Raw genomic sequence first — 24161 nt, 5'->3', positions numbered from 1 at the left:
TCGAGGCCTGAAATGATTGCGGGATTTGCACGTCAGTGCCTGACTTGCGGCTCACATCACGATGTTTCAGTCTACTGACGAAGACCGCTAACTCCTCTATCGTCATGCTCGGGCCTGTCCCGAGCATCTGCATCCGGTCGATTTTGGAGAGGCAGCAGATCCTCGGCACAAGGCCGAGGATGACGCCGAGTAAAGAGCAAGATTTGGCAACAAACGGCTTGCATGTGCAAGCCTTCACTTTTGAGAGGAATAAAGGCGCTTGTTGGACGCTCTGGGCTTGAGCAATGAGGAATGGACGGCGATCCTGCTCAGCCTGCGCGTCTCGATCGTCGCCATGCTGGCAAGCCTGCCCTTCGGCATCCTCGTCGCACTGCTGCTTGCCCGCGGCCGCTTCTGGGGCAAGTCGGTGCTGAACGGCGTCGTTCATCTGCCGCTGATCCTGCCTCCGGTGGTCACCGGTTTTCTTCTCCTCATCCTGTTTGGCCGCCGCGGTCCGATCGGCAGCCTGCTCGATCAATATTTCGGCATTGTTCTCTCCTTCCGATGGACCGGTGCGGCTCTGGCCTGCGCCGTCATGGCCTTTCCGCTGATGGTGCGCAGCATCCGCCTGTCGATTGAGGCGGTCGACCGCAAGCTGGAAGAAGCAGCCGGAACGCTCGGCGCCGGCCCTGTCTGGGTCTTCCTGACGATCACCCTGCCGCTGACCCTGCCCGGCATCATCGCCGGTATGATCCTTTCCTTCGCCAAGGCGATGGGCGAATTCGGTGCGACGATCACCTTCGTCTCCAACATTCCGGGCGAAACCCAGACGCTGTCGGCGGCGATCTATACCTTCACCCAGGTGCCGGGCGGCGATGCTGGCGCGCTCCGCCTGACGCTCGTCGCGGTCGTCATTTCCATGGCCGCCCTGCTCGCCTCCGAATTCCTCGCCCGTCTTGCCGGCCGGAGGATCGATCCGGAATGACGCTGATCGTCGCGGCAAAACAGAGGCTCGGCGCCTTTTCGCTCGATGCCGCCTTCACCTCCGAGCGAGGCGTCACCGCGCTGTTCGGCCGCTCCGGCTCCGGTAAGACCTCGATGATCCGCATCATCGCCGGCCTCGCCCGCCCGGACGAAGGCCGCGTCGTCCTCGACGGCGAGGCCTTGACCGAAACCGAAACCGACATCTTCGTCCCGAAACATCGCCGCCGCTTCGGTTATGTCTTTCAGGAAGCGCGGCTTTTCCCGCATCTCAGCGTTCGCGCCAATCTATTCTATGGCCGCTGGTTCGCGGCAAGAACGGCGCGCGGCGAGAGCTTCGATCGCATCGTCGACCTGCTCGGCATTGAGACGCTGCTGGAGCGTAGCCCCTCGAAACTCTCCGGCGGCGAGAAGCAGCGCGTCGCCATCGGCCGCGCCCTTCTCTCCTCGCCCCGCCTGCTGTTGATGGACGAACCGCTCGCCGCCCTCGACGAGGCGCGCAAGGCCGAGATCCTGCCTTATCTGGAGCGATTGCGCGACGAAACCGACATCCCGATCGTCTATGTCAGCCACTCGATCGCCGAGGTGGCACGGCTGGCCAACCAAGTCGTCGTCATGCGTGACGGCACAGTGGAAGCGACAGGCTCCGCTATCGACATATTGAGCCGCCCCTCCGCCGCCTCCGACCGGCGAGAAGCGGGCGCACTGCTGGAAGGCACGGTGGAGAGCTTCGATGCACGTCACTGTCTATCGACGGTCGCGCTGAAATCCTGTCAGCTCCATATTCCGGGTGCGGCCCTTGCGCCCGGCAAATCGGTCCGCATCCGCATTCCTGCCCGCGATGTCATGCTGGCGACCGCAAGGCCCGAGGGGCTGAGCGCGCTGAATATCCTGGAAGCAAAGATAGACGGGATATCGTCGACCGAGGACGGAACGGTGGAAATCCGGCTCGATTGCGGCGGCGATATCGTTCTTTCCCGGATCACGACGCTCTCCTGCGAGCGTCTCGATCTTCGACCGGGAAGGGTGGTCTTCGCCGTCATCAAGACGGTTGCCCTGGAGGCCTGATCAGCCGCGCTCGCTTTGCTGCAGGTTGCGCTTGGCCTCGAGCCAGGCGAGGTCCTCCGCAAGGCTGGTCCGCACCGTCTTTTCCATCCGACGGAAACGGTCGAGCAGTTCCTCGCCGAACGGCGTCAGCACCGCGCCGCCGCCCTTTTGCCCGCCGCGCTGCGATTCCACCACCTGCTCGTTAAACATCCGGTTCATCTCGCTGACCAGCAGCCATGCCCGCCGATAGGACATGTCCATCGCCCGCCCCGCCGCCGAGATCGATCCGGTCTGGCGGATATGCTCCAGCAGTTCCATCTTGCCATGGCCGAGGCGATCCTCGTCCGGAAAGCTGATTCGCAGGACGGGCACGAGTGTTTTTGCGGCTGAGTCGGTCATTGAATCTGGAGATCGTGGAATTTGCCGCACTTTACGCTGCGGCAGGGAAACTGTACACCGCCCGCACAAGGCCGCCCCGAGCAGTCAAATACTTCAATTCGAAGGGCAGATCGGATTTTCGGCCGTTCCGTACCTTAGCATGTCTTGAAACATTAATGGTTTGATGCCTATCTTAACCATGATCCGGTCTCGATCGGATCTCGTGTTGTGCATAGTTTGTCATTCCAGGAAAGGGAAAGCACTGACAACAGTACACGCCAAGGGAAAAACGCTCGCCGTTATCCCGAAGAGTGCGGAACGTGGCGCCGATGCCGCCGCCCGTGCCCTAGAAACCGTCCTCGCCAGCCTCGAGGACTCCAAAGCTGAAGATATCGTTACCATCGACATTGCCGGAAAATCGGCGCTGGGAGACTACATGATCGTCGTCTCCGGCCGCTCGAACAGGCATGTCATGGCGATCTCGGATCACCTGCTCACCGACCTTAAGGACGACGGCCTCGGTACGGCCCGCGTCGAAGGTCAGGAAGGCGGCGATTGGGTCCTGATCGACACCGGTGACATTATCGTGCATGTGTTCCGGCCCGAAATCCGCGAGTTCTACAACATCGAAAAGATGTGGGCGGCTCCGGATATGGATGAAGAAACACGGCACTGACAGGCGAGCCGGCATTCTGTCCGGCGCCTGAGACGTGGCATTGGCTGGCCGGCAACAGATAAGCCGGCCGGTGGCGTGGTGTGCGCCCGATGTGCTGCATGAGCGGGAGCGGATGAATGCGAATAGGTCTTTTTGCGGTGGGATGGCTGAAGTCCGGCCCGGAAAAGGATCTTGCCGCCCGTTATTTCGACCGTTTCGCCAAGGCCGGCCCTGCCGTCGGCCTCGAACTGACCCGTGTTGCCGAAGTTGGCGAAAGCCGCGCCTCCAATGCGGAGACCCGCAAGCGCGAAGAGGCGGCGATGCTTCTGAAATCGCTTGCCGATGGCAGTATCCTCATTCTTCTCGATGAACGCGGCAAGGCGCTCGACAGCGAAGCCTTCGCAAACCTGCTCGGCTCCTATCGCGACCAGGGCAAACGCGAGCTGACAATCGCGATCGGCGGCGCCGACGGCCTCGATCCCTCCCTTTACGACCGTGCCGACGCCACGCTGTGCCTGGGCAAAATGACCTGGCCGCACCAGCTCGTACGCACACTGATCGCCGAGCAGCTCTATCGCGCCGTCACCATCCTTTCCGGCCACCCCTATCATCGCGTCTGATGCCGCGTCGGCCCCGATGCGTCGACAATCGCAATGTCACGCAGGCGTGTTTTGCTAGGCAGCCCGTTCTCCTGCAAACGTTATGGCAAAGCGCACCAAATCAGCTTAGTCTCCGCGCGATTTGAGAAAGTGCCCCAACACGCATGACGAGAGCATCCACCAGGCGACACCGCATGATCCTGCCGGCTATCGCGGCCGGTGTCGGTGTGGCGGCGATTGTCGTGTCGGCAAATCCGTTCAGCGTCCGGGCGCAGGAAGCCGGCCCCGAGGCGGCACAGCCTTCGACCGAGCTGGCCGCACCTCCGCCGGCAGCCGAGCCGCCGCCGCCCGATCCGGCCGCCGAACTTGCCGCCAAGCGTGACCAGACCCGTGCCGAACTCGAAACCCTGTCGAAAACGATCAGCCTCTCCGCCGACAAGGTGAGCGCGCTTCAGCAGGGCATCGCCGATCTCGAAAAGAGCACGGAAAGCATCCGCCAGGCGCTGATCGATTCAGCTACCCGCCGCAAGACGCTCGAAAAACAGATCCTCGAAAGCGAGAAGAAGCTTGCCGATCTCGGCGTCAAGGAGGATGGCATTCGCCGCTCCCTGCACGAGCGCCGCGGCCTGCTGGCCGAGGTGCTGGCAGCGCTCCAGCGCATGGGCCGCAACCCGCCGCCCGCTTTGCTCGTCACCCCCGACGATGCGCTCGCCTCGGTGCGCAGCGCCATTCTGCTCGGCGCCGTCGTGCCCGGCATCCGCAAGGAGACCGACAAGCTTGCCGCAGACCTTGCAAGCCTCGCCGCATTGCAGACCGCAAGCGCTGCCGAGAAGACCTCGCTGACCGCGACGATGACCAACGGCATCGAGGAAGAGCGGCGCATGGATCTGCTGCTTGCCGAAAACGACAAGCTCAGCCGCAGCAACGCTGCCGAACTCGCGGCCGAAAGGAAACGTTCCGAGGAGCTGGCGGGCAAGGCGACGAGCCTTGAAGGCCTCGTCGCCTCGATGGAATCCGAGATCGCTTCGGTGCGGGATGCCGCCGCTGCCGCCCGTCAGGCCGAGGAGAACCGCAAGCTTATGACGGACGAGCAGCGCGCCCAGGCCAAGGCGCTTGCCGACAGCGGCGTGCCCGATAAAAACCGCATTGCGCCCGCATATCCCTTCGGAGAATTGAAGGCGAAATTGGAGGTGCCCGTTACGGGCGATATCCTGCGCCAGTTCGGCGATGCCGACGGCACCGGGCACGAGGCCATGGGAATGACGGTCGCCACCAATCCAGAGACAGTGGTGACGGCGCCTGCGGATGGTCTGGTGGTTTTCGCCGGCGCATTCCGTAGTTACGGCCAGATGATCATCCTCGACGCGGGCGATGGATACCACCTGGTTCTCTCGGGAATGGATACGATCAATACCCGTCAGGGAAAGTTCGTTTTCTCCGGCGAGCCGCTTGCCGTGATGGGCGCGAAAAGAGTGGCAAGCGCAACTGCATTGGCGCTGGAAACGAACCGGCCAACGCTTTACATTGAATTTCGAAAGGACGGTAAACCGGTCGATTCCCGGCCGTGGTGGACCGCCAAAGACACTGGAAAGGCACGCAATGATTCGTAGGGCTTCTCTTGTTCTGGTCGGCGCATTGATGGGTGCGACCGCAATGAGCGTCATTTATTCGGCAGGTGTGCCGGCAGAAGCGGCCGGATCCTCGACCTACAAGGAACTTTCGGTTTTCGGAGATGTCTTCGAGCGTGTGCGTGCGCAATATGTGACGCCGCCTGCGGAAGACAAGCTGATCGAGAACGCCATCAACGGCATGCTCTCCTCGCTCGATCCGCATTCGAGCTACATGAATGCGAAGGACGCCGAGGACATGCGCACCCAGACCAAGGGTGAGTTCGGCGGCCTCGGCATCGAAGTCACGATGGAAGACGAACTCGTCAAGGTCATTACCCCGATCGACGATACGCCCGCCGCCAAGGCCGGCGTTCTCGCCGGCGACTACATCTCCGAGATCGACGGCCAGTCCGTGCGCGGCCTGAAGCTGGAAGACGCCGTCGAGAAGATGCGCGGCGCCGTCAACACGCCGATCAAGCTGACGCTGATCCGCAAGGGTGCCGACAAGCCGATCGAGCTGACGATCGTTCGTGACGTCGTCGCCGTCCAGGCAGTCAAGTCGCGTGTCGAGGACGATGTCGGTTATCTCCGCATCATCTCCTTCACCGAGAAGACCTATCCTGACATGGAAAAGGCGATCAAGAAGATCAAGGACACCGTTCCGGCCGACAAGCTGAAGGGTTATGTTCTCGACCTGCGCCTCAATCCGGGCGGTCTGCTCGACCAGGCGATCAACGTCTCCGATGCCCTGTTGCAGCGAGGCGAAGTCGTTTCGACCCGCGGCCGCAATCCGGATGAAACCCGCCGCTTCAATGCCGGCCCGGGCGACCTGACGGATGGCAAGCCGGTGATCGTGCTGATCAACGGCGGTTCGGCTTCCGCATCGGAAATCGTCGCCGGCGCTCTTCAGGATCTGCGCCGTGCCACCGTTCTCGGCACGCGCTCCTTCGGCAAGGGCTCCGTCCAAACGATCATCCCGCTCGGTGAAAACGGCGCGCTGCGTCTGACCACGGCGCTCTACTACACGCCGTCGGGCCGCTCGATCCAGGGCACCGGCATCGCCCCCGACATCAAGGTCGAGGAGCCGCTGCCGGAGGAACTGCAGGGCAAGATGGTGACCGAAGGCGAATCCAGCCTGCGCGGCCACATCAAGGGTCAGAGCGAAACCGACGAAGGTTCGGGCTCCGTTGCCTACGTGCCGCCGGACCCGAAGGACGACGTTCAGCTGAACTACGCGCTCGACCTTCTGCGCGGCAAGAAGACCGATCCGGCCTTCCCGCCGAACCCGGACAAGGCCGTCGTCGCCAAGTAATCGATCAGCTCAAGGCCGGGCACCTCGCCCGGCCTTGAGCCTTTCTGCTGTTTCCCGGTTTTGGAGCGGGCAAAAAATTGGGAACGGACCTGCATGCGCCTCTGGGCCGCAACCGCAAAACCGGCCGCCGGCGCCCAGGCGTCCTGCGCCTCGGCCGTATCGCCGCCAGCCTTTGCCTTTTTGCGATAGGCGGCTTTTCGCTCTATACGGCATTTCGCGGCGATGGGCTCGACCGCACCAAACCGCCGGCGGCCGAACAAGCCGCAACGCCGCCTGCCAACGCCCCTCAGCCGCCGACGGCCACTACGGGCCAAGCGGCAGACGGCATGCCCCGCGCCGACCCGCGCTCGGGCGCCAATGTCGAGCAGATGGTCACCGGCGACGGCTCGGTCGTCACCAAATACAGTCCCCGCCCGCGCGACGGCGGCGGGCCGGTGCTGGTCGACGCCATGCAGATCGGCCAGGATCCGCGCATGGCAGCTCAGCCCAATGAAGCGCTGCTCGAAGAGACGCCTTTTGGCAGGCTGCCGATCGTCGGCCCCGATGGCCGGCGACCGATGGATCAATATGCGCGTCCCTCGTCCGGCGCGCGCGGCGTCCGCATCGCCATCGTCGTCAGCGGCCTCGGGCTCAGCCAGACCGGAACGCAGCGCGCCATCGCCGAACTCCCGGAAGAGATCACCTTCGCTTTTGCCGCAAGCGGCAACAGCCTGCAGCGCTGGATGCAGGAAGCCCGCCGCGGCGGTCACGAGATCCTTCTCCAGGTGCCGCTCGAACCCTTTGATTACCCGGCGAACGATCCAGGCCCCGAAACGCTGCTGACCACGAAGCCGGCCGCGCGGAACATCGAAAACCTGCACAAGGCGATGGGCGAGATCACCAACTATACCGGCGTCATGAATTATCTCGGCGGCCGTTTCCTGTCTGATCCCGCCGCCATGGAACCTGTCATGCGCGACATCGGCAAGCGCGGCTTGCTGTTTCTCGACGACGGCACATCGGCGCAGTCGAAGACGGCTGCGATCGCCAAGGGAACCGAACTGGCCTATGCCTTCGCCGACCTGCAACTCGACAGCCAGCTCGATATCAACGCTGTCCTGAAGAAGCTCGACGAGCTCGAGCGCATCGCCCGCAAGAACGGCCAGGCGATCGGCGTCGCCTCGGCTTTCGATGAGAGCGTTGACGCCATCGCCAAATGGAGCGAGGAGGCCGCGATGCGCGGCATCGAGATCGTCGGCGTCGCCGCCCTTTCCAACGACCCCCGGAATCCTTGAGAAGAATCCTTGAGAGGGATCCTTGAGAGGAATCCCAGAACGGAGAAGAAGATGAGCCAGGCGACCGTGAAAGCCGAGGATCTGCCCTACCGCCCCTGCGTCGGCGTGATGATCCTGAACCGCGATGGCCTCGTCTGGGCGGGAAGGCGCATCTCCGACGGCAATTCCGAATATGACGGCTCGCCGCAGCTCTGGCAGATGCCGCAGGGGGGCATCGACAAGGGCGAGGATCCATTGGACGCCGCCTACCGCGAGCTTTACGAGGAGACCGGCATCAAGACGGTAACCCTGCTTGCCGAAGCGAGAGACTGGATCAACTATGATCTGCCACCGGCACTGATCGGCATCGGGCTGAAGGGGAAATTCCGCGGCCAGACGCAGCGCTGGTTCGCCTTCCGCTTCGAAGGCGACGACAGCGAGATCGCTATCAATCCGCCGCCTGGCGGCCACGAGCCGGAATTCGATGCCTGGGAATGGAAGCCGATGCAGCAACTGCCGGGGCTGATCGTGCCCTTCAAGCGCGGCGTCTACGACCAGGTGGTGGCCGAGTTCCAGCATCTAGCAGCCCTACAATCGGAAGACTGATTGATACAGCATGATCGCGATTGATCAGGTCCGTTTTTGATTTCAGCAGATGGAAATGAAATAAGGGGCACCGGTTTCGATCCGGTTTGATGCAGCCGATCGCGGTGGCTGGCAGCGGATAATTCGATAGGTAACCCCGGCCGCCATGGGCGGCCGGTATCTCGTTCGAACCTTATTCGGCTTCGTTGGCGGAATCGGCGTTGAGCTGGCCGTATTTGCTCTCGCCGATTTTCTCGAGCAGGTCGATCTGTGTTTCGAGGAAGTCGATATGACCTTCCTCGTCCGCCAGCAGCTCCTCGAAAAGTTTCATGGAAACGTAGTCGCCGGCGTCATGACAGATATCGCGCGACTTTTTGTAGGCCGCGCGGGCGTCGTACTCGCCGGCAAGATCGGCTTCCAGAACTTCCTTGACGTTCTGGCCGATGCGCAGAGGTGCAAGAGTCTGCAGATTGGGATGGCCTTCGAGGAAGATGATGCGTGCAACGAGCCGGTCGGCATGGTGCATCTCTTCGATGGATTCGGCGCGCTCCTTCTTGGCGAGCTTGGTGTAGCCCCAGTCCTCAAGAAGACGATAATGAACCCAGTATTGGTTGACCGCACCGAGTTCGAGGAACAACGCCTCGTTAAGCCGCTCGATGACCTTTTTGTCGCCTTTCAATGTCCGCTCTCCTGTTTTCCTCATGGAATTGTTTCAAGCGGGACATGAAATCAAATATTTCGGTCTCCGTCGAGTGGCGACGGGCGTGATATTCCTCGGTCGTCTGGATAATGATGTCGACGACGTTGGGGAAACAACCGCAGCAGCGGCCGCGTTTTTCCATGGCGTGGTAGACCTTCGCAGGCACGATAAGCTGCCAACAGTCTTCATCGAGAAGGTTGGTGATAACCTCCCGAATTTCTTTATCGGTTATATAATTGCAGCTGCAGACAAGCACGTCTTCATTCCAAACATGACACTGACTATCGTGTTTTCTGCTAAAGAAGATGGTGGCTGTCAAGAAAAAATTCGAGTCCTGCATCATTGAACAGCGGTGTCCGGTGAGACCTCGATGCATATCGTCCGGGATTATGCAGCGGTTTCAGGATGATGACGCCATAAGCAAATAAAGGCGCGTCGTATGGTCCTTATCGGTGCGACGCATTTTTAATGAAAGTTGCGTCCGCGCGGCATCACTTGGGCGGTTTCTGCCGCGCCAGCATGGCGGCCTGTGGCAACAATCCGTTTTTCCAGCTCGGCCCTCTCCTGCACATTCGCAAGCTTTTTCTGCCGCTGATCGGCACCCGGCCTCAACACCTCGTCTGCCCGCTCGCAGACGCCGAAACGCCGGGCCTCGCGTTGCAGGATCCCGAGCGCCGGCGTCATGTCCTCGATATGCTCGACGACGGTATGGATCACGCCGCTCTGGCTTTGCAGCCTGCCGCGGATTTTCACCAGCCGGGCGCCCATCACGACCGAGCGGTATTTGTCGAATATCTTGTTCCAGACGATCGCATTGGCAACCCCGGTCTCGTCTTCCAACGTCATGAAGATCACACCTTTGGCCGAACCCGGCCGCTGGCGCACCAGCACGAGGCCCGCGATCGTCACCCTCTTTCCGTTCGCGACTTTCAACAGATCGACATTGCGCGTCACACCGGCCTTGCGCAATTCCTCACGCAAGAAGGAGACGGGGTGCGCCTTCAGTGACAGTGAGAGATAACGATAGTCCTCGATGACCTGCTCTCCGGGAAGCATTTCCGGCAACTTTGCCGCAGGCTCGGCCTGGAGGTCGACATGACTGACCTGCTCGAAAAGCGGCAGCTCCTCGGCCGCGCTCTTCACATCCAGCGCCCGCACCGCCCAGAGCGCGTCGCGTCGTGACAGTTTGAGGGACTGGAACGCATCGGCATCCGCCAGTCGCTCGATGACCGACTTCTGCAGACCGGAGCGTAGCCAGAGATCCCGCACCGAGCTGTAGCCTTCGCCTCGATGACAGACCAGCTGTTCCATATCGTCTGTCGAAAGGCCCTTGATCTGCCGGAAGCCGAGCCGCACCGCATGTCGGGTCTTGATGATCGCGCGCATCTTCTCATGCCGGAAATCGACGGCATTCTGATCGAAGACAGCTTCTTCCAGCCCGCAATCCCAGTTCGATTCATTGATATCGACCGGCAGGATCCTTACCCCGTGCTCGCGTGCATCCCGCACCAGCTGCGCCGGTGCATAAAAGCCCATCGGCTGAGAGTTCAGCATCGCCGCGCAGAAGACGTCGGGATAATAGGCCTTGAGCCATGAGGAGGCATAGACGAGCAGCGCGAAGGAAGCGGCATGGCTTTCCGGGAAACCATATTCGCCGAAGCCCTTGATCTGGTTGAAACACTGCTGCGCGAATTCCTGGGCATAGCCCTTTGAGACCATTCCTTCGATGAACCGCTTTTCGAAATTGCCGATCGTACCGGTTCTCTTGAATGTCGCCATCGCTCTGCGAAGCTTGTCGGCTTCCGCCGGTTTGAAGCCTGCGGCGGTAATGGCGATCTGCATAGCCTGTTCCTGGAACAAGGGCACGCCGAGGGTTCTTTCCAGAACCGTTTCCAGCTCCTTGCTCGGATATTCGATCGGGATGTTCTTGGCCCGCTGCTCCCGGCGCTTCAGATAGGGATGCACCATGTCGCCCTGGATCGGCCCTGGCCGCACGATCGCCACCTCGATGACGAGATCGTAGAATAGCGTCGGCTTCAGACGCGGCAGCATGCTCATCTGCGCCCGGCTTTCGATCTGGAAGACGCCGAGCGTATCGGCCCGGCCCATCATGTCGTAGACCGGCTCGCCTTCGTCCCCATGCTCCTTGTTGCCGAGGTCTGCGAGCGTCTTCTTCACGTCGTAATGCAATTCAAGCAGCGAAAACGCCTTCCGCAGACAGGTCAGCATGCCGAGCGCCAGCACATCCACCTTGAGGATCTTGACGTTGTCGAGATCGTCTTTGTCCCATTCGATCATGTAGCGATCCGGCATCGCCGTCTTCATGATCGGCACCACCTCGTCGAGCCGGTCCCGCGTGATGACGAAGCCGCCGACATGCTGGGTGAGGTGGCGCGGGAAGCCGAGAAGCTCTGAGGCATATTTCAGCACGTTCCGTGTCACCGGATCCTTGATATCGAGGCCAGCTGCCTTGGCATCCCGTTCCGAGAGATTGTCTTCGGACCAGCCCCAGACAAGGCTGCTGATCGCCGACTGAACATCCTCCGACAGACCGAAGGCCTTGGCGACCTCGCGGCCGGCCGAACGGGTGCGGTAGGTGGTCACCCCCGCCGTCAGTCCCGCATGTTCTCTTTTGTAGTTTTTGTAAATAAACTGGATGACCTCTTCACGCCGGTCATGCTCGAAATCGACATCGATATCCGGCGGTTCGTCGCGATCCATCGAAATGAAGCGGTCGAAGAGCAGTGTGCTCTTTTCGGGATCGACTTCCGTTATCTCGAGACAATAGCAGATGACCGAATTTGCCGCCGATCCGCGCCCCTGGCACAAGACCTTGAGTTCATAGCGGGCGTGCTGGATGATCCTGTGCACCGTCAGGAAATAGGAGGCATATTTCTTATCCCCAATGAGTTTTAGTTCATAATCGATCTGTTGCGCCACCTTGGGCGGGATACCCTCGGGATAGCGTCTTACCGCTCCCGCTCTCGTCAGCCTTTCGAGAGTCTCCTGCGGCGTTTCGCCGGGATCGTTTTCTGGCGGATAATTGTGCTCCAGTTCCTTCAGCGAAAAGGTCAAACTGTCGAAAAATACCTGCGTATTCTCGACCGCATTAGGATAGTCCCGGAAGATCCGGGCCATTTCACGTGAATCCTTGAGGTAGCGTTCGGCATTCGGCGCCAGCAGGAAACCGGCTTGCGCTATCTGTACATGCTCCCGGATCGCGATCACGACATCCGAAAGCGGCCGGCGTTCGGGGTGATGGTAAAGCGGTTGGTTGGTGGCAATCAGCGGCACACGATTTCGAGCAGCAAGCATGGCAAGCACCGCAAAGACCTGCCTGTCGCGGCTGTCATAGGCTGGCGCCAGCGCCATAAAAAAAGCCTTGCGGAAGCGTCTGCGAAACCGTTCCAGATAATCTTCCAGCGTCGACTGACCCGCCTGATGATCGACAAGGGTGCGATCCGGAACGAGGGCAAGCATCATCTCGTCCCCCCATTCCATGAGTTCCGCTTCTGTCAGAATGCAGCTTCCCTTGACCGATTCCTCCTTCAGATTGCCGGCGCTGAGCAGACGGCAGAGATTTGCCCAGCCTCGCCGGTTGCGCGGATAGGCGAGGATATCAGGCGTTCCATCGCAAAAGACGAGGCGGGCGCCCGGTTGAACCCGGATAGGATCGAGAATGACCTCCGTTTTTCCTTTCTTCTTCGCCTCGGCTAAAATCGCATCCTTGTTTTTGTATCTCTCCTCAAGCTGCTCCGCCTGTGCATGCGCCCGCACCACACCGGCAACCGAATTCCGGTCAACAATCCCGAGGCCGCCGAGCCGGAGATGAGCGGCCTGTACGACCATCTCTTCTGGGCCGGAGGCGCCTTCGAGAAACGAGAAATTCGTTCTCGTGCCGATCTCGAAAAATGCGGGTTCGCTCTTCATGCGAAAACACCGTGCATGAACCAGCGAGGATGGAATTCCTGACCATAAAAGCCGCGGCGATAGATCCAGAAGCGATGCCCGGTCTCGTCCTCGATGCGGAAATAGTCACGCGCCTCGGCCTCATCCCCATCGATCCACCATTCCATGGCAATCCGTTCCGGCCCTTCGCTTCTTGCCACCTGATGCTGCATGCGCCGCCAGCGGAAGATCTGCGGCGGACCATCGGGCACTTCGGCAAGTATGGTCTCGACGGGCTCCGGCGTTGCAAAGAGCCGCAGCGGGCGCTCTTGGCGGAAAGGAAGCTGGATGTCCGGCGCGGCCTTCCGCCTGGGAAGGCTCTCCATCACAGGAACCGTAATGACGGCGCGTTCCGGCACATGGCTCTCGCGGAGCTGGAAGCTCTGCAGGCAATCCGCACCAAGCCGGGCGGAAACCCGGTCGACGAAGGCCGAAAGCGAGATCTCTCCCTGACGGTCGCCCTCGAAATCACCCTGCGCCTCGTTGAAGGGATCGTGCCGCAACACATTCAACCGCAGGATCTCGAAACCATAGCCGGCATCGAGATCGTCATAGACCGCCTGCAATCGCTCGGAAAAAAGTCCGGCAATGAACTTTGGTTCGCGAAGCGGCCGAGAAGCGCCGACGGAGATACGAAAGACCCTGCCGTCGACACGGAACAGCACCAGTTCGAACACCCGCCCGCCAGCCCCCCGCGCCTCCAGCGACGGCTGCAGCGATAAGGCGACCTGCCTGGTGACGGCAAGGATCTGCTCTTCCGTCCCGATGGGCTCGATCAGCCGGCTTTCGGCCGAGAGGCTGGCAACCGGACGCCGGGGCGAGACCGGCTCCTCTTCACGTCCCAGCGCCTGGTCGAGACGCAGAAGCAGCTCCGGGCCGAACCGGCGGGTCAGCGGCGCTCGCGGTGCATCGATAACGTCGCCGATATATTTCAGACCGAGCTTCTTCAGGGCATCGACGGTTTGTCCTTCCAGCCGCAAGGCTGCAACCGGCAAGGACGTCAGCACATGTTCCGTCTCTTCGTCCTCGATCACGCCGCCTTGCCCGAAGCGGGACGCGGCCCAGGAAAGGCCGGGCGACGATGAGATCGCGCCGCGGGCATCGAATCCCATATGAAAAAGCCGCGACAGCACATCCTTGAGAAGCGCCTTTTCACCGCCGAAAAGATGGGCGCAGCCGCTAATGTCGAGAAACAGGCCGTCCTTGCCGTCAAACGCCACCAGCGGCGTATAGCGGTCGCACCAGTCGGCAATTGCCTCCAGCAACCGGCGGTCGGCCGCCGGATCCTCTTCCGCGACCTCGAGCATCGGGTACATGGCGCGCGCTTCGGCAACGCCCAGCTCCTTCTTCAACCCCAGCCTCTCGGCCAACTCGTCCAGTGCCGTCAGCCGCATGGCATTGTTGAGCTTGCCGGAACAGACGATAGGCGGCGTCTCAGGACGCCCTTTCGAACGCCAGGAGAGCCCCCATCGCCTGCGGGCGATGCGGTCCGTTGGCAGATGCGGGAAGCTGAGCGCCAGAATGCGCTGATTGTTCGCCTGAAGGACGAACGAGGTTTGGTTCGGCGACAGGGAGAAATTCGCGTTCATGGGGATTCCACTCCAGAAGAAAGGAGAGCGGGGCCGGATTTCGGCTCTTCTCCAGCGTCAGACGGAAAATCGGATTGCCGATGCTGCCGGAAAGTTTCGATCCATCCGGCAACGACCGCAGAGCGGACGAGGCTGGTTCGACCTGCAGACGGAAGGCCGCACTGCTTGCCTCCTCCGCTCCGGCCTGACGGACAAGAAAGAGCGGACAGCGGGCAGCATGCGCCCTGAGACTGAGCCTGCGGCTTTCGGTCAGGCCGAAATGGGCGGGATTGCCCCGCACTTCGAAGATGACGGCCGAGAAGGCAGCGCTTTCCACCGCCACTTCCGCCAGCCAGAGCGCCTCGTCCAGCTTGCGCGGGGCGGCATGGAGAAACCGCTCCGGGCTCAGCCCGAAATCCCGAAGCCCGGGGGCATAGGGACGACCGGCCTCCAGCGTGCCGACGGCATCGCCAATCCAGAGCAACGGCAGAAGGCGGCCGGCATCCGCTTCCTGCTTTTGCAGTCGCGCTGCAACAGCCATCGCCAGCCCGCTTGCAGCACCGGCATCACGAGACAGAGCGGAACGGAATTCGGTGATCGCATCGAGCGGCAGGCCGCCTTCCAGCGCCCCGTCGAGAAACTCCACCCCAAACGGCAGGGGCGGCAGAGTGCGCTCCTGGCGGGTCTTACGTCCTTCCGCCAAGGCTTCCTGCTCCGCTGCCGCAAGCGCCGGCGCAGGCTTTCCCTCCAGTCTGGCGATGGTTTCGCGGAGCGCAAAAAGCCGCTCGCGCGCCAGGGCGTGCTGCGCCATGGCGTTCTCCGATCCGTCTTGTTCCTGTTATGTTCTTATAGATTCCAGAGAGCTAATGAAGAGTCAACGTCCATTTTCTATGAAAATATTCCTGCCTTTGATTCCGCACTCGAAAATCGGCGATAAAGGTTCTATATGGGCCCGCAAAGGAAGGAAGATTCATGGCCCGCGTAGACCAGAGCGATGATTGGCAAGACCGCCATGCACCGACGATCAGCACCTTCGAGTCGCTGGCCATGGAGGCCTACAGCCATCTGCCGGATGAATTCCGCCAACTGACGACCAACCTCACGATCGAGATCGAAGATTTCCCCGATGACGACGTTTTCGAGGACATGGCGCTGGAAACCCCTTTCGATCTGCTCGGTCTTTTCGAGGGCAGGGGCATTTCCGAACGTTTCACGGTGGAAACCGGCGAGATGCCGAACCGCATCCGTCTCTACCGCCGTCCCATCCTCGATTACTGGGCTGAGAACGACGAGACGCTCGGCGATATCATCACCCACGTCCTGATCCACGAGATCGGCCACCATTTCGGGCTGAGCGACGATGACATGGAGCGGATCGAGGCGAGCGCCGAGGAAGCTGCCGAGCGCTGAGCACCGCGCGTCCAAAAGGACGCGTTTACTGCTCGGAGAGTTTCATCTCGGGATTGTAATCCTTGCCTTCGACCTGCTTGACGACGGCCTGGCCGCACTGCATCGCGCCGGTTGCGGCATTGAAGGCATAGCTCGGCGAGCCCTCCAGCGCCCAGCCCTTGTTGAGGGCGGCAGTGACCTTATGGCAGAAGGAAGCATCGTCGGGACCGGTCAGGAAGCGGTAGAGTTTCATCACATCGTCTTTCGTGCTGCAGCCTGGCGGGCTGCGATCAGGCGGGCTTTATGGACCAGACTTTCCGCTTGGACAAGATGCAGCCGCTCGACCATCCGCCCGCCTGCATTGATGACGTTCAGCCCATCGGAAGCGGGATCGGCAAAGGCTGATATGATCGCCTCCGCTTCCGCAATCGCTGCCGGATCCGGGCCGAAATGGCGGTTGGCGGGCTCGATCTGCGCAGGATGGATCAGCATCTTGCCGGCAAAGCCCATGGCCCGGCCCTGCAGACATTCGGCATCGAAACCCTGTTCGTCCCTGAAATCGTTGAAGACGCTGTCGATCGCATCGAGCCCATAGGCGCTGACCGCAAGGACGACCTGCATCAGCCACGGCACGAGATAGCTCCGCCCCGGCTGCGGCAGCACGCCGGTTTCCTTGCGCAGGTCGTTCAGCCCGACGACGAGACAATCGAGCCGCGAGCCCGGCGTGCGCCCGGCCTCGGCGATCGCCGCCACATTGAGGATGCCGCGCGGTGTCTCGATCATCGCCCAGATGCGCAGATCTTCCGGTGCATCGGCCTCGGAGAGAAGGTCACTGAGCGCCATGACATCCTGCGGTTCGTCGACCTTCGGGAGCAGCACGGCATCGGGACCAAGCGCCGTCACCAGCTCCATGTCCGCCAGGCCGAAATCGGTGGACAGACTGTTGATGCGGATGATCCGCTCCTTGCCTTGGAGCGGCCGAGCCGAAAAGAAATTCCTCAGGTTTTCCCGCGCTTCCGCCTTCTTTTCCGGCGCCACGGAATCCTCGAGATCGAAGATCACCGCATCGCAATCGACCGCATGGGTTTTTTCGAGGGCGCGGGGATTGACGGCAGGCACGCTTAACACCGAACGGCGCAGGCGGACGGAGCGGGTCATGTGGTTTCGGCTCATGGCGAATTAGTGCCAAGCTTTGACGGCCGAAGCAAGCAGCCCACCCCAGAACCTCCCGCAGAACAACAAAAAGCCATGCTTGCCTTGCAGAGAGGAAAGAGAAGGACCACATTCCTTTCCGAAGAAAGGTCTCAAACCCATGCAGAACATTCGCTCCATCTTCCTCATGCTTGCCGGCGCCACCGTTTTCGTGGCCATGCTGATTTTCACCTTTTCGGTGACGCTCGCCGTCGGCGGCATCCTGACCGTGCTCATGGTCGGACGCGCGCTTTCGATGAAGATGAAGCCCGCTCCGGTCCGCGCCAAGGCAAACAACGGCCAACGCGAGATGCGCATCTGGAACGACGGCCGCGGCACGATCATCGATCTCTGATCATCTTTTCGCTGAAAATTTTGGTCGCTGAAAATTTTCGGCCGGCACTGTCGGATCACGCTTCCATGCCACGTCCTTGAAGCAGCCAGGCATTCAGCCGGCGTTCAAAAATGAATGGAGGACAAGCATGGATGCGACGACAGAGAGCAACCCGACCAAGATGCCACCGGTCAAGAACGGCCTGCTGCCCTATCTGACGGTCAGCGGCGCGGTGAAAGCTGCGGAATTCTACAAGAAGGCTTTCGGCGCCGAAGAAGCCTATCGCGTGCCGGTCGACGAGAACGGCCGGACGATGCATGTGCATCTCTACATCAACGGCAGCTCCCTCATGCTGTCGGATGCCTATCCCGAATTCGGCCCCTTCAAAGGCCATGAAGGCTTCGCCATCCAGCTTATTATCGACGATATCGATTTCTGGTGGGATCGCGCGGTTTCCGCCGGCGCCGAAGTCGTCATGCCGGTCGAACTGATGTTCTGGGGCGACCGCTATGGCCAGCTTCGTGATCCGTTCGGCGTCCTCTGGGGGTTGAACGCACCGTCCAAATAACCAAACACGCACAATGGCAGGCCGCGCGAAACGTCGCGCGCGGCCGCCACTTTAGAAAGATTCTCCTTCATTTCGGCGAAAAACTGGACTAGATGCAAATTCAGGAAGTAGATTTGCAGAAATGGAGCATGGGTCATGGATAAATTCGTGAAGCTCACGGGCGTTGCTGCGCCCTTGCCGGTCGTCAACATCGACACCGACATGATCATTCCGAAGGATTATCTGAAGACGATCAAGCGCACCGGCCTCGGCACCGGCCTCTTCGCAGAGGCCCGCTATAACGAAGACGGCTCCGAAAACCCGGATTTCGTGCTGAACAAGCCGGCCTATCGCGATGCCAAGATCCTGGTTGCCGGCGACAATTTCGGCTGCGGCTCCTCGCGCGAGCACGCGCCCTGGGCGCTTCTGGATTTCGGCATCCGCTGCGTCATCTCGACCAGCTTCGCCGATATTTTCTACAACAACTGTTTCAAGAACGGTATCCTGCCGATCAAGGTCAGCCAGGACGATCTCGACAAGCTGATGGACGACGCTTCGCGCGGCTCCAACGCCATCCTGACCGTCGACCTCGAAAACCTCGAGATCACCGGCCCCGATGGTGGCTCGATCAAGTTCGATCTCGACGAGTTCAAGCGTCACTGCCTGCTGAACGGCCTCGACGATATCGGCCTGACGCTGGAAAAGGGCAAGGCGATCGACAGCTTCGAAAAGAAGAACGCCGCTTCGCACCCCTGGGCAGCCTGAGCCCTTCCAATCGGTTACCGATCAAGCCTGGCTTACGCCCGGCTTTTTCTTTGGTGTGGGTCAAAGAAACTTTTCTTTCCAGGCCCTGAGTTTTTCGAGCGACACGCCAATGCCGCCGCAGACCTCGATAAGAGGATGATCGAAGCGCTGAAGCAGCCCGGCATGCACATCGGCAACCGCAAGCGCCGCACCGCAGGCCGGCTCGACCAGAATGCGCTGCGCATCGGCAAATTTCAGGCAGGCGGCAACGGCATCGGCGTCGCTGACGACAACACTTTCGATCGGATGCTGCTTCGGCAGGTCGAAGACATGCTGCGCCACCTGCCGCGCCCCGAGCGAATTGGCAATCGAGGTAATGGCGGAAAGGGTGATACGCTCATTCGCCTTGAGGCTGGCATGAAGTGAAGCCGCCCCCTCCGTTTCGACGGCGATAACAGGTACCTCGGAGAGCCCGTTGCGCTTCAACCCCTCGACGATGCCGGCAAGCAGCCCGCCGCCGCCGACGCTGGTGACCACGCAATCGAATTTTGCCCCTTTCGCCACCACCTCGTCGATCAGCGTGGCATGGCCATCCCACAGAAGCGGATGGTCGAAGGGGTGCACATAGGTTGCCTTGCGGCTCCGGGCGAGTTCGACCGCATGGGCATTGGCCTCATCGAAAACCGAACCATGAACGAGGACATTCGCGCCCGTTGCGGCAATCGTCTGCCTTACGTCGGCCGCCGTCGTCTCCGGCACGACGATGGTGACCGGCACACCGAGCGCCCGGCCGGCATAGGCCGCCGCAATGCCGGCATTGCCGCCGGAAGCGCAGAAGATTTCGCGCGCCCCATTTTCCACCTCGTGCTGGCAAAGCCGGCCGACGCCGCGCAGCTTGAAGCTGCCGGAAGGCTGCAGCGCATCGAGCTTCAGCCAGAGCGGTTTGCCGCTGACGCTGTAGCCAGTCGCCGTCTGGAGCAAGGGCGTATCGAGGTGGAGAGGCGCGAAAAGCATAGGAACCATCCAGGATAAAGATAGGGTCACCGTTCTAATCCGTTTGCGGACGCAGGAGCAACCGTCGCGGCGAAGAGCGAAGCGTACCGATTCACTGCTTCTGTCGCTTGAAATGCCCATTTCCGGGGTCTAAGAAACCGCAACTTGTTTTTCCCAGGAGGGCTTCATGACAGCGCGCAATCTTTTCCTGCTGCCGGGTGACGGCATCGGTCCCGAGGCCATGGGCGAGGTCCGCAAGATCATCGCCTATATGAACGAGGCAATGAATGCCGGTTTCGTCACCGACGAAGGCCTTGTCGGCGGCTGCGCCTATGATGCGCATGGCGCTGCCATCTCGGAAGCCGACATGCAGAAGGCGCTTGCCGCCGATGCCGTTCTGTTCGGCGCCGTCGGCGGTCCGAAATGGGATAGCGTGCCTTACGAAGTGCGCCCGGAAGCCGGCCTGCTGCGCCTGCGAAAGGATCTGCAGCTCTTCGCAAACCTGCGCCCCGCCATCTGCTATCCGGCCCTTGCTGCGGCCTCGTCGCTGAAGCCGGAGCTGGTCGAAGGCCTCGATATCTTGATCATCCGCGAACTGACGGGCGGCGTCTATTTCGGCGAGCCGAAGGAAATCATCGACCTCGGCAACGGCCAGAAGCGCGGCATCGACACGCAGGTTTACGATACTTACGAGATCGAGCGCATCGCCGGCGTCGCCTTCGAAATGGCCCGCACGCGGCAGAATCGCGTCTGCTCCATGGAAAAGCGCAACGTCATGAAGTCGGGCGTGCTCTGGAACCAGGTGGTGACCGAGACGCACAAGGCAAAATATTCCGACGTCCAGCTCGAACACATGCTGGCCGATGCCGGCGGCATGCAGCTGGTGCGCCAGCCCAAGCAGTTCGACGTCATTGTCACCGACAATCTCTTCGGCGATATGCTCTCCGACGTTGCCGCCATGCTGACCGGCTCGCTCGGCATGCTGCCTTCGGCCTCGCTCGGCGCGCCTGACGGCAAGACCGGCAAGCGCAAGGCGCTTTACGAGCCGGTGCACGGCTCGGCCCCTGACATTGCCGGCAAGGGCATCGCCAATCCGATCGCCATGATCGCCTCCTTCGCCATGTGCCTGCGTTACTCCTTCAATCTGGTGAAGGAAGCCGACGATCTGGAAAAGGCGATCGCCAACGTGCTCGACAAGGGCATCCGCACCGGTGACATCATGGCCGATGGCGCAAGACAGGTCGGCACCGTCGAGATGGGCGATGCGATCCTCGCCGAGTTCAAGACGCTTTCCGCCTGATATTTCACGTGAAACAGTACCGGCCCTTCGCATGAGGCATGCGGAGGGCTTTTTTCTTGAGAGCGCTCGCCGGACCGGTTTGGTCGAATTATCCTAAACGGACTATTCCTAGCCACAATCTCGTGTATTTTTGCGCCGGATTTTAACGAGCGGACAAATTCGAACGGACGACGAAATGCGGGCATTTTGGGCTTCCCTGGACAGGCGCTGGCGCCGGAGCGACGCTGGCCTGCCGCCTTTGCGCTGGCAGGCCTGCCTCTTCGTCACGCTCAATGCCGTGATCCTTTCGATGCTGCTCTTCGACGCGCCGATCGGCGCCAGCGAAGTTCCCGCGCCGGTGAAACACCTCGGCGAGATGCTGACCGGTTTCGGCGATTCCGCCTGGCTGATCTACACCAGCATCCTGCTGTTCTTTCAGGGCAGGGCAGGTTACAAGCTTTTGAAGACAGCGCGTTCCAAGGCGCAGGCGCTCTATGTCAGCTGGATCGGCGCCTATCTCTTCGCCACGGTCGTTTTCTCAGGACTTCTCGCCAATCTGCTGAAACGTGCGATCGGCAGGGCGCGTCCCGATCATTTCCATGACTACGGCATGTTTTCCTTCACGCCCTTTTCGGGCCATTCCGCTTTCGAAAGTTTCCCGTCCGGCCACTCCACCACGGTCGGCGCCTTCTTCGCCGCCTTCGCCCTGCTGTTTCCGCGCTACCGTGTTGCCTTCATCGCCTGCGCCATCTGGCTCGGCATGACGCGCGTCATGGTCGGCGCCCATTATCCGAGCGACGTCATCGCCGGCCTTGCCTTCGGCGCCTGGTTCTCGCTGCTGACGGCGATCGTCTTTGCCCGCTGCGGTCTGCTCTTCAAGCTGGCGCCGGACGGCTGGCCGCTCTCGAAGCGCCTGTTTCGCACTGCATAATTCCTTAAATCGGAATCGATTTAAGGATAAAATTATCCAGCAATTCAAAATGTTACAGCGTCCTTGCGCGTCCGAAAAGACGCGCGGCGCTGTAATATGGAAAAGCCCGGCGCCTTATGAGCGCCGGGCCTTTTTCTCAAGCAGGGATTGGCCTCAATCGGCCGCTTAATCCATGGCGTGGATATCCCTGTTCTTCGTTTCCGGCAGGAAGATCAGGCCGATCACCAGCGTGATCGTCGCAAAGACGATCGGGTACCAGAGACCGTAGTAGATATCGCCTGCGGCAGCGCTCATCGCGAAGGCTGTCGCCGGCAGCAGGCCGCCAAACCAGCCGTTGCCGATGTGATAGGGCAGCGACATGCCGGTATAGCGGATACGGGTCGGGAAAAGCTCGACCAGCAGAGCGGCGATCGGGCCGTAGACCATCGTCACATAGAGGACGAGGACGAACAGCACGGCGATCGTACCGATCCAGTTGACGCGAGCCGGATCGGCGGTCATGGCGAAGGTACCGCCATTGGCGATGTTGTAGACCGCCATGTCGGTGACGCCATTGGCCTCATCCGCCGTCAGCAGCTTGCCTTCGACCAGCTTCGCCGCCGGCATGGTTTCCTTCTCGCCGGCGCGCACGGTATCGGCGTTGAGCGCCAGTTCCGGATTGGCCGCGATGAAGGCATCGAGCTTGGCATCCGGCACCTTGACGGCGCCGCGATTCAGCGGGTAGCCGGCACCTTGGAGCGCGATGTTGACGCCCTTTTCAAAGGCGGCGGTCATGCCCTTGGCCTTGTCGCCGGCAGCGACGACGTCGAAGCTTGGGATCGTCGCGTTGCCGACCTTCACCGTTGCCGGCTGTCCGGCAGGACCGGGCACGACGTCGTAGGGCACCGAGTTCCTCGTCAGGAACGCCGTTGCCACGTCGCAGGAGCTGGTGAACTTTGCCGTGCCGGTCGGGTTGAACTGGAACCTGCAATCGGCCGGATCAGCCGTCACCGTTGCCCGAATCGAAGCCTGCGCTTCGGCAAGCGCCGGGTTCGCCGTCCAGGTCATCGCCTTGAACAGCGGATTATAGGTCACCGCTGCGATGAGAAGGCCTGCCATGATGATCGGCTTGCGGCCGATCTTGTCGGAGAGGCCGCCGAAGATGACGAAGAACGGCGTGCCGAGGAGAAGTGCGATGGCGACCATGACATTGGCCGAGAACAGGTCCACCTTCAGCACGTTCTGCAGGAAGAACAGTGCATAGAACTGGCCGCCGTACCAGACGACCGCCTGGCCCATGGTGGCGCCGAGCAGCGCGATGATCGCGATCTTGGCATTTTTCCATGTCCCGAAGGCTTCGGTCAGCGGCGCCTTGGAGCCCTTACCTTCCGCCTTCATCCGCTGGAACGCCGGCGATTCGTTCATCTTCAGGCGGATCCAGACGGAAATGCCGAGCAGGACGAACGAGAGCAGGAACGGAATGCGCCAGCCCCAGGCGGCGAACTCAGCCGCACCCATCAGATATTGAACAAAGACGATGACGATCAGCGACAGGAACAGGCCGAGCGTCGCCGTCGTCTGGATCCATGAGGTGAAGTAGCCGCGGCGTCCGTTCGGCGCATGTTCGGCGACATAGGTTGCCGCACCGCCATATTCACCGCCCAGTGCCAGACCCTGGAGCAGGCGAAGCGCGATCAGGATGATCGGGGCTGCGATACCGATGGTGGCGGCACCCGGCAGGATGCCGACGAGGAAGGTCGACAGACCCATGATCATGATCGTCACCAGGAAGGTGTATTTACGGCCGACGAGATCGCCGAGACGGCCGAACACCAGCGCGCCGAAAGGGCGGACCAGGAAGCCGGCGGCAAAGGCGAGCAGCGTGAAGATGTTACGCGTTGCCTCGGGATATTGGGTGAAATAGGTCGCACCGATATAGGTGGCGAGCGAACCATAGAGATAGAAATCGTACCATTCGAAAACGGTGCCCAGCGAAGAGGCGAAGATGACCTTCTTCTCCTCGCCGGTCATCGGAGCGGCCTTCGCGCCGTCGATGCTTGCGACATTTGCCATTGTCTGTCCTCCACAGAGTGATGATCAACGCGCGCGACCTACTTTCCTCAAAGCATACCCCTGGCCGCGACACGCCTGACAGGAGT

At 61.0% G+C, this 24161-nt stretch carries 24 protein-coding genes; 14 read left to right on the top strand and 10 right to left on the bottom strand.

Translation table 11 applies throughout. From position 1 onward, the window contains the following. Positions 1–262: 262 nt before the first annotated feature. Complete coding sequence (gene modB / locus OIU37_RS25160) at positions 263–964, top strand: molybdate ABC transporter permease subunit (RefSeq protein ID WP_138332029.1); 702 nt, start codon at positions 263–265, stop codon at positions 962–964. After that, entirely contained in the window at positions 961–2028 is a 1068-nt protein-coding gene (gene modC / locus OIU37_RS25155) for a molybdenum ABC transporter ATP-binding protein (RefSeq protein WP_171604447.1), read from the top strand. The genes modB and modC overlap by 4 nt, the downstream gene beginning before the upstream one ends. Here the strand turns inward: modC and OIU37_RS25150 are convergent, their stop codons facing one another. After that, the gene (locus OIU37_RS25150) at positions 2029–2406 is read right to left on the bottom strand and encodes a winged helix-turn-helix domain-containing protein (protein ID WP_171604446.1); all 378 of its coding nucleotides are present in this window, start codon (positions 2404–2406) and stop codon (positions 2029–2031) included. It abuts the gene before it with no gap. Positions 2407–2617: 211 nt separating this feature from the next. On the opposite strand from OIU37_RS25150, the gene rsfS reads away from it, so the two are divergent. From rsfS to OIU37_RS25120, 6 genes are all read left to right on the top strand, one after another. After that, positions 2618–3061 carry a ribosome silencing factor gene (rsfS, locus tag OIU37_RS25145; RefSeq protein WP_032984631.1) on the top strand — a complete coding sequence of 148 codons (444 nt, stop codon included), beginning with the start codon at positions 2618–2620 and terminating at the stop codon, positions 3059–3061. 116 nt (positions 3062–3177) lie between these two features. After that, the gene (rlmH, locus tag OIU37_RS25140) at positions 3178–3660 is read left to right on the top strand and encodes a 23S rRNA (pseudouridine(1915)-N(3))-methyltransferase RlmH (RefSeq protein WP_264258949.1); all 483 of its coding nucleotides are present in this window, start codon (positions 3178–3180) and stop codon (positions 3658–3660) included. Between the two features lie 173 nt (positions 3661–3833). After that, positions 3834–5249 (top strand): murein hydrolase activator EnvC, encoded by a 1416-nt coding sequence (locus tag OIU37_RS25135; RefSeq protein ID WP_171604445.1) that lies wholly within the window; start codon positions 3834–3836, stop codon positions 5247–5249. Beyond that, a complete protein-coding gene (locus OIU37_RS25130; protein ID WP_065281649.1) occupies positions 5239–6561 on the top strand; it encodes a S41 family peptidase in 1323 nt (440 codons plus the stop codon). The genes OIU37_RS25135 and OIU37_RS25130 overlap by 11 nt, the downstream gene beginning before the upstream one ends. A gap of 77 nt (positions 6562–6638) precedes the next feature. After that, a complete protein-coding gene (locus OIU37_RS25125; RefSeq protein WP_171604444.1) occupies positions 6639–7835 on the top strand; it encodes a divergent polysaccharide deacetylase family protein in 1197 nt (398 codons plus the stop codon). 51 nt (positions 7836–7886) lie between these two features. Continuing rightward, positions 7887–8420, top strand: a complete 534-nt coding sequence (locus tag OIU37_RS25120) for an RNA pyrophosphohydrolase (protein ID WP_171604443.1) — start codon at positions 7887–7889, stop codon at positions 8418–8420. A 172-nt stretch (positions 8421–8592) separates the two neighbouring features. Here the strand turns inward: OIU37_RS25120 and bfr are convergent, their stop codons facing one another. From bfr to OIU37_RS25095, 5 genes are all read right to left on the bottom strand, one after another. Then, on the bottom strand, positions 8593–9078 hold the full coding sequence (bfr, locus tag OIU37_RS25115) for a bacterioferritin (protein ID WP_003543950.1): 486 nt from the start codon (positions 9076–9078) through the stop codon (positions 8593–8595). Then, complete coding sequence (locus tag OIU37_RS25110) at positions 9044–9442, bottom strand: (2Fe-2S)-binding protein (RefSeq protein WP_240603957.1); 399 nt, start codon at positions 9440–9442, stop codon at positions 9044–9046. The genes bfr and OIU37_RS25110 overlap by 35 nt, the downstream gene beginning before the upstream one ends. Positions 9443–9564: 122 nt before the next feature. Continuing rightward, the gene (locus tag OIU37_RS25105) at positions 9565–13029 is read right to left on the bottom strand and encodes an error-prone DNA polymerase (protein WP_264258947.1); all 3465 of its coding nucleotides are present in this window, start codon (positions 13027–13029) and stop codon (positions 9565–9567) included. Beyond that, the gene (locus OIU37_RS25100) at positions 13026–14471 is read right to left on the bottom strand and encodes a DNA polymerase Y family protein (RefSeq protein ID WP_264259218.1); all 1446 of its coding nucleotides are present in this window, start codon (positions 14469–14471) and stop codon (positions 13026–13028) included. The genes OIU37_RS25105 and OIU37_RS25100 overlap by 4 nt, the downstream gene beginning before the upstream one ends. 10 nt (positions 14472–14481) lie before the next feature. Then, entirely contained in the window at positions 14482–15426 is a 945-nt protein-coding gene (locus OIU37_RS25095; protein ID WP_246813144.1) for an ImuA family protein, read from the bottom strand. Between the two features lie 161 nt (positions 15427–15587). Between OIU37_RS25095 and OIU37_RS25090 the strand changes: the two genes are divergently transcribed. After that, a complete protein-coding gene (locus OIU37_RS25090) occupies positions 15588–16025 on the top strand; it encodes a metallopeptidase family protein (protein ID WP_131628227.1) in 438 nt (145 codons plus the stop codon). 25 nt (positions 16026–16050) lie between these two features. On the opposite strand, the gene OIU37_RS25085 is transcribed toward OIU37_RS25090, so the two are convergent. Together OIU37_RS25085 and OIU37_RS25080 are read right to left on the bottom strand one after the other, a co-directional pair. Further along, positions 16051–16257: a DUF1737 domain-containing protein gene (locus OIU37_RS25085; RefSeq protein ID WP_171604726.1), complete on the bottom strand. Its 207-nt coding sequence runs from the start codon at positions 16255–16257 to the stop codon at positions 16051–16053. After that, a complete protein-coding gene (locus tag OIU37_RS25080; RefSeq protein ID WP_182208644.1) occupies positions 16257–17177 on the bottom strand; it encodes a CoA ester lyase in 921 nt (306 codons plus the stop codon). Before OIU37_RS25080 ends, OIU37_RS25085 begins: the two co-directional genes overlap by 1 nt. Positions 17178–17316: 139 nt before the next feature. Between OIU37_RS25080 and OIU37_RS25075 the strand changes: the two genes are divergently transcribed. The 3 genes from OIU37_RS25075 (at position 17317) to leuD (ending at position 18841) form a co-directional block, all read left to right on the top strand. Further along, complete coding sequence (locus OIU37_RS25075) at positions 17317–17550, top strand: hypothetical protein (protein WP_182208645.1); 234 nt, start codon at positions 17317–17319, stop codon at positions 17548–17550. Between the two features lie 127 nt (positions 17551–17677). After that, the gene (locus OIU37_RS25070) at positions 17678–18097 is read left to right on the top strand and encodes a glyoxalase/bleomycin resistance/extradiol dioxygenase family protein (RefSeq protein WP_171604438.1); all 420 of its coding nucleotides are present in this window, start codon (positions 17678–17680) and stop codon (positions 18095–18097) included. A gap of 135 nt (positions 18098–18232) precedes the next feature. Then, positions 18233–18841, top strand: a complete 609-nt coding sequence (leuD, locus tag OIU37_RS25065; RefSeq protein ID WP_126907201.1) for a 3-isopropylmalate dehydratase small subunit — start codon at positions 18233–18235, stop codon at positions 18839–18841. A 60-nt stretch (positions 18842–18901) separates the two neighbouring features. Here leuD and OIU37_RS25060 read toward each other — a convergent pair whose 3' ends face one another. Continuing rightward, positions 18902–19834 (bottom strand): pyridoxal-phosphate dependent enzyme, encoded by a 933-nt coding sequence (locus tag OIU37_RS25060; RefSeq protein ID WP_264258946.1) that lies wholly within the window; start codon positions 19832–19834, stop codon positions 18902–18904. 166 nt (positions 19835–20000) lie between these two features. On the opposite strand from OIU37_RS25060, the gene leuB reads away from it, so the two are divergent. Further along, the gene (leuB, locus tag OIU37_RS25055) at positions 20001–21113 is read left to right on the top strand and encodes a 3-isopropylmalate dehydrogenase (RefSeq protein WP_003543987.1); all 1113 of its coding nucleotides are present in this window, start codon (positions 20001–20003) and stop codon (positions 21111–21113) included. A 175-nt stretch (positions 21114–21288) separates the two neighbouring features. After that, positions 21289–22023: a lipid A 1-phosphatase LpxE gene (lpxE, locus tag OIU37_RS25050; RefSeq protein WP_264258945.1), complete on the top strand. Its 735-nt coding sequence runs from the start codon at positions 21289–21291 to the stop codon at positions 22021–22023. Between the two features lie 165 nt (positions 22024–22188). Here lpxE and OIU37_RS25045 read toward each other — a convergent pair whose 3' ends face one another. After that, the gene (locus tag OIU37_RS25045) at positions 22189–24075 is read right to left on the bottom strand and encodes an MFS transporter (protein ID WP_171604434.1); all 1887 of its coding nucleotides are present in this window, start codon (positions 24073–24075) and stop codon (positions 22189–22191) included. Positions 24076–24161 lie beyond the last annotated feature (86 nt).

The organism is Rhizobium sp. BT-226, assembly GCF_025847085.2.
Classification (GTDB): domain Bacteria; phylum Pseudomonadota; class Alphaproteobacteria; order Rhizobiales; family Rhizobiaceae; genus Rhizobium; species Rhizobium sophorae.
Note: the sequence above shows the minus strand (reverse complement) of the source record. Positions and strands in the feature narration are given on the sequence as shown.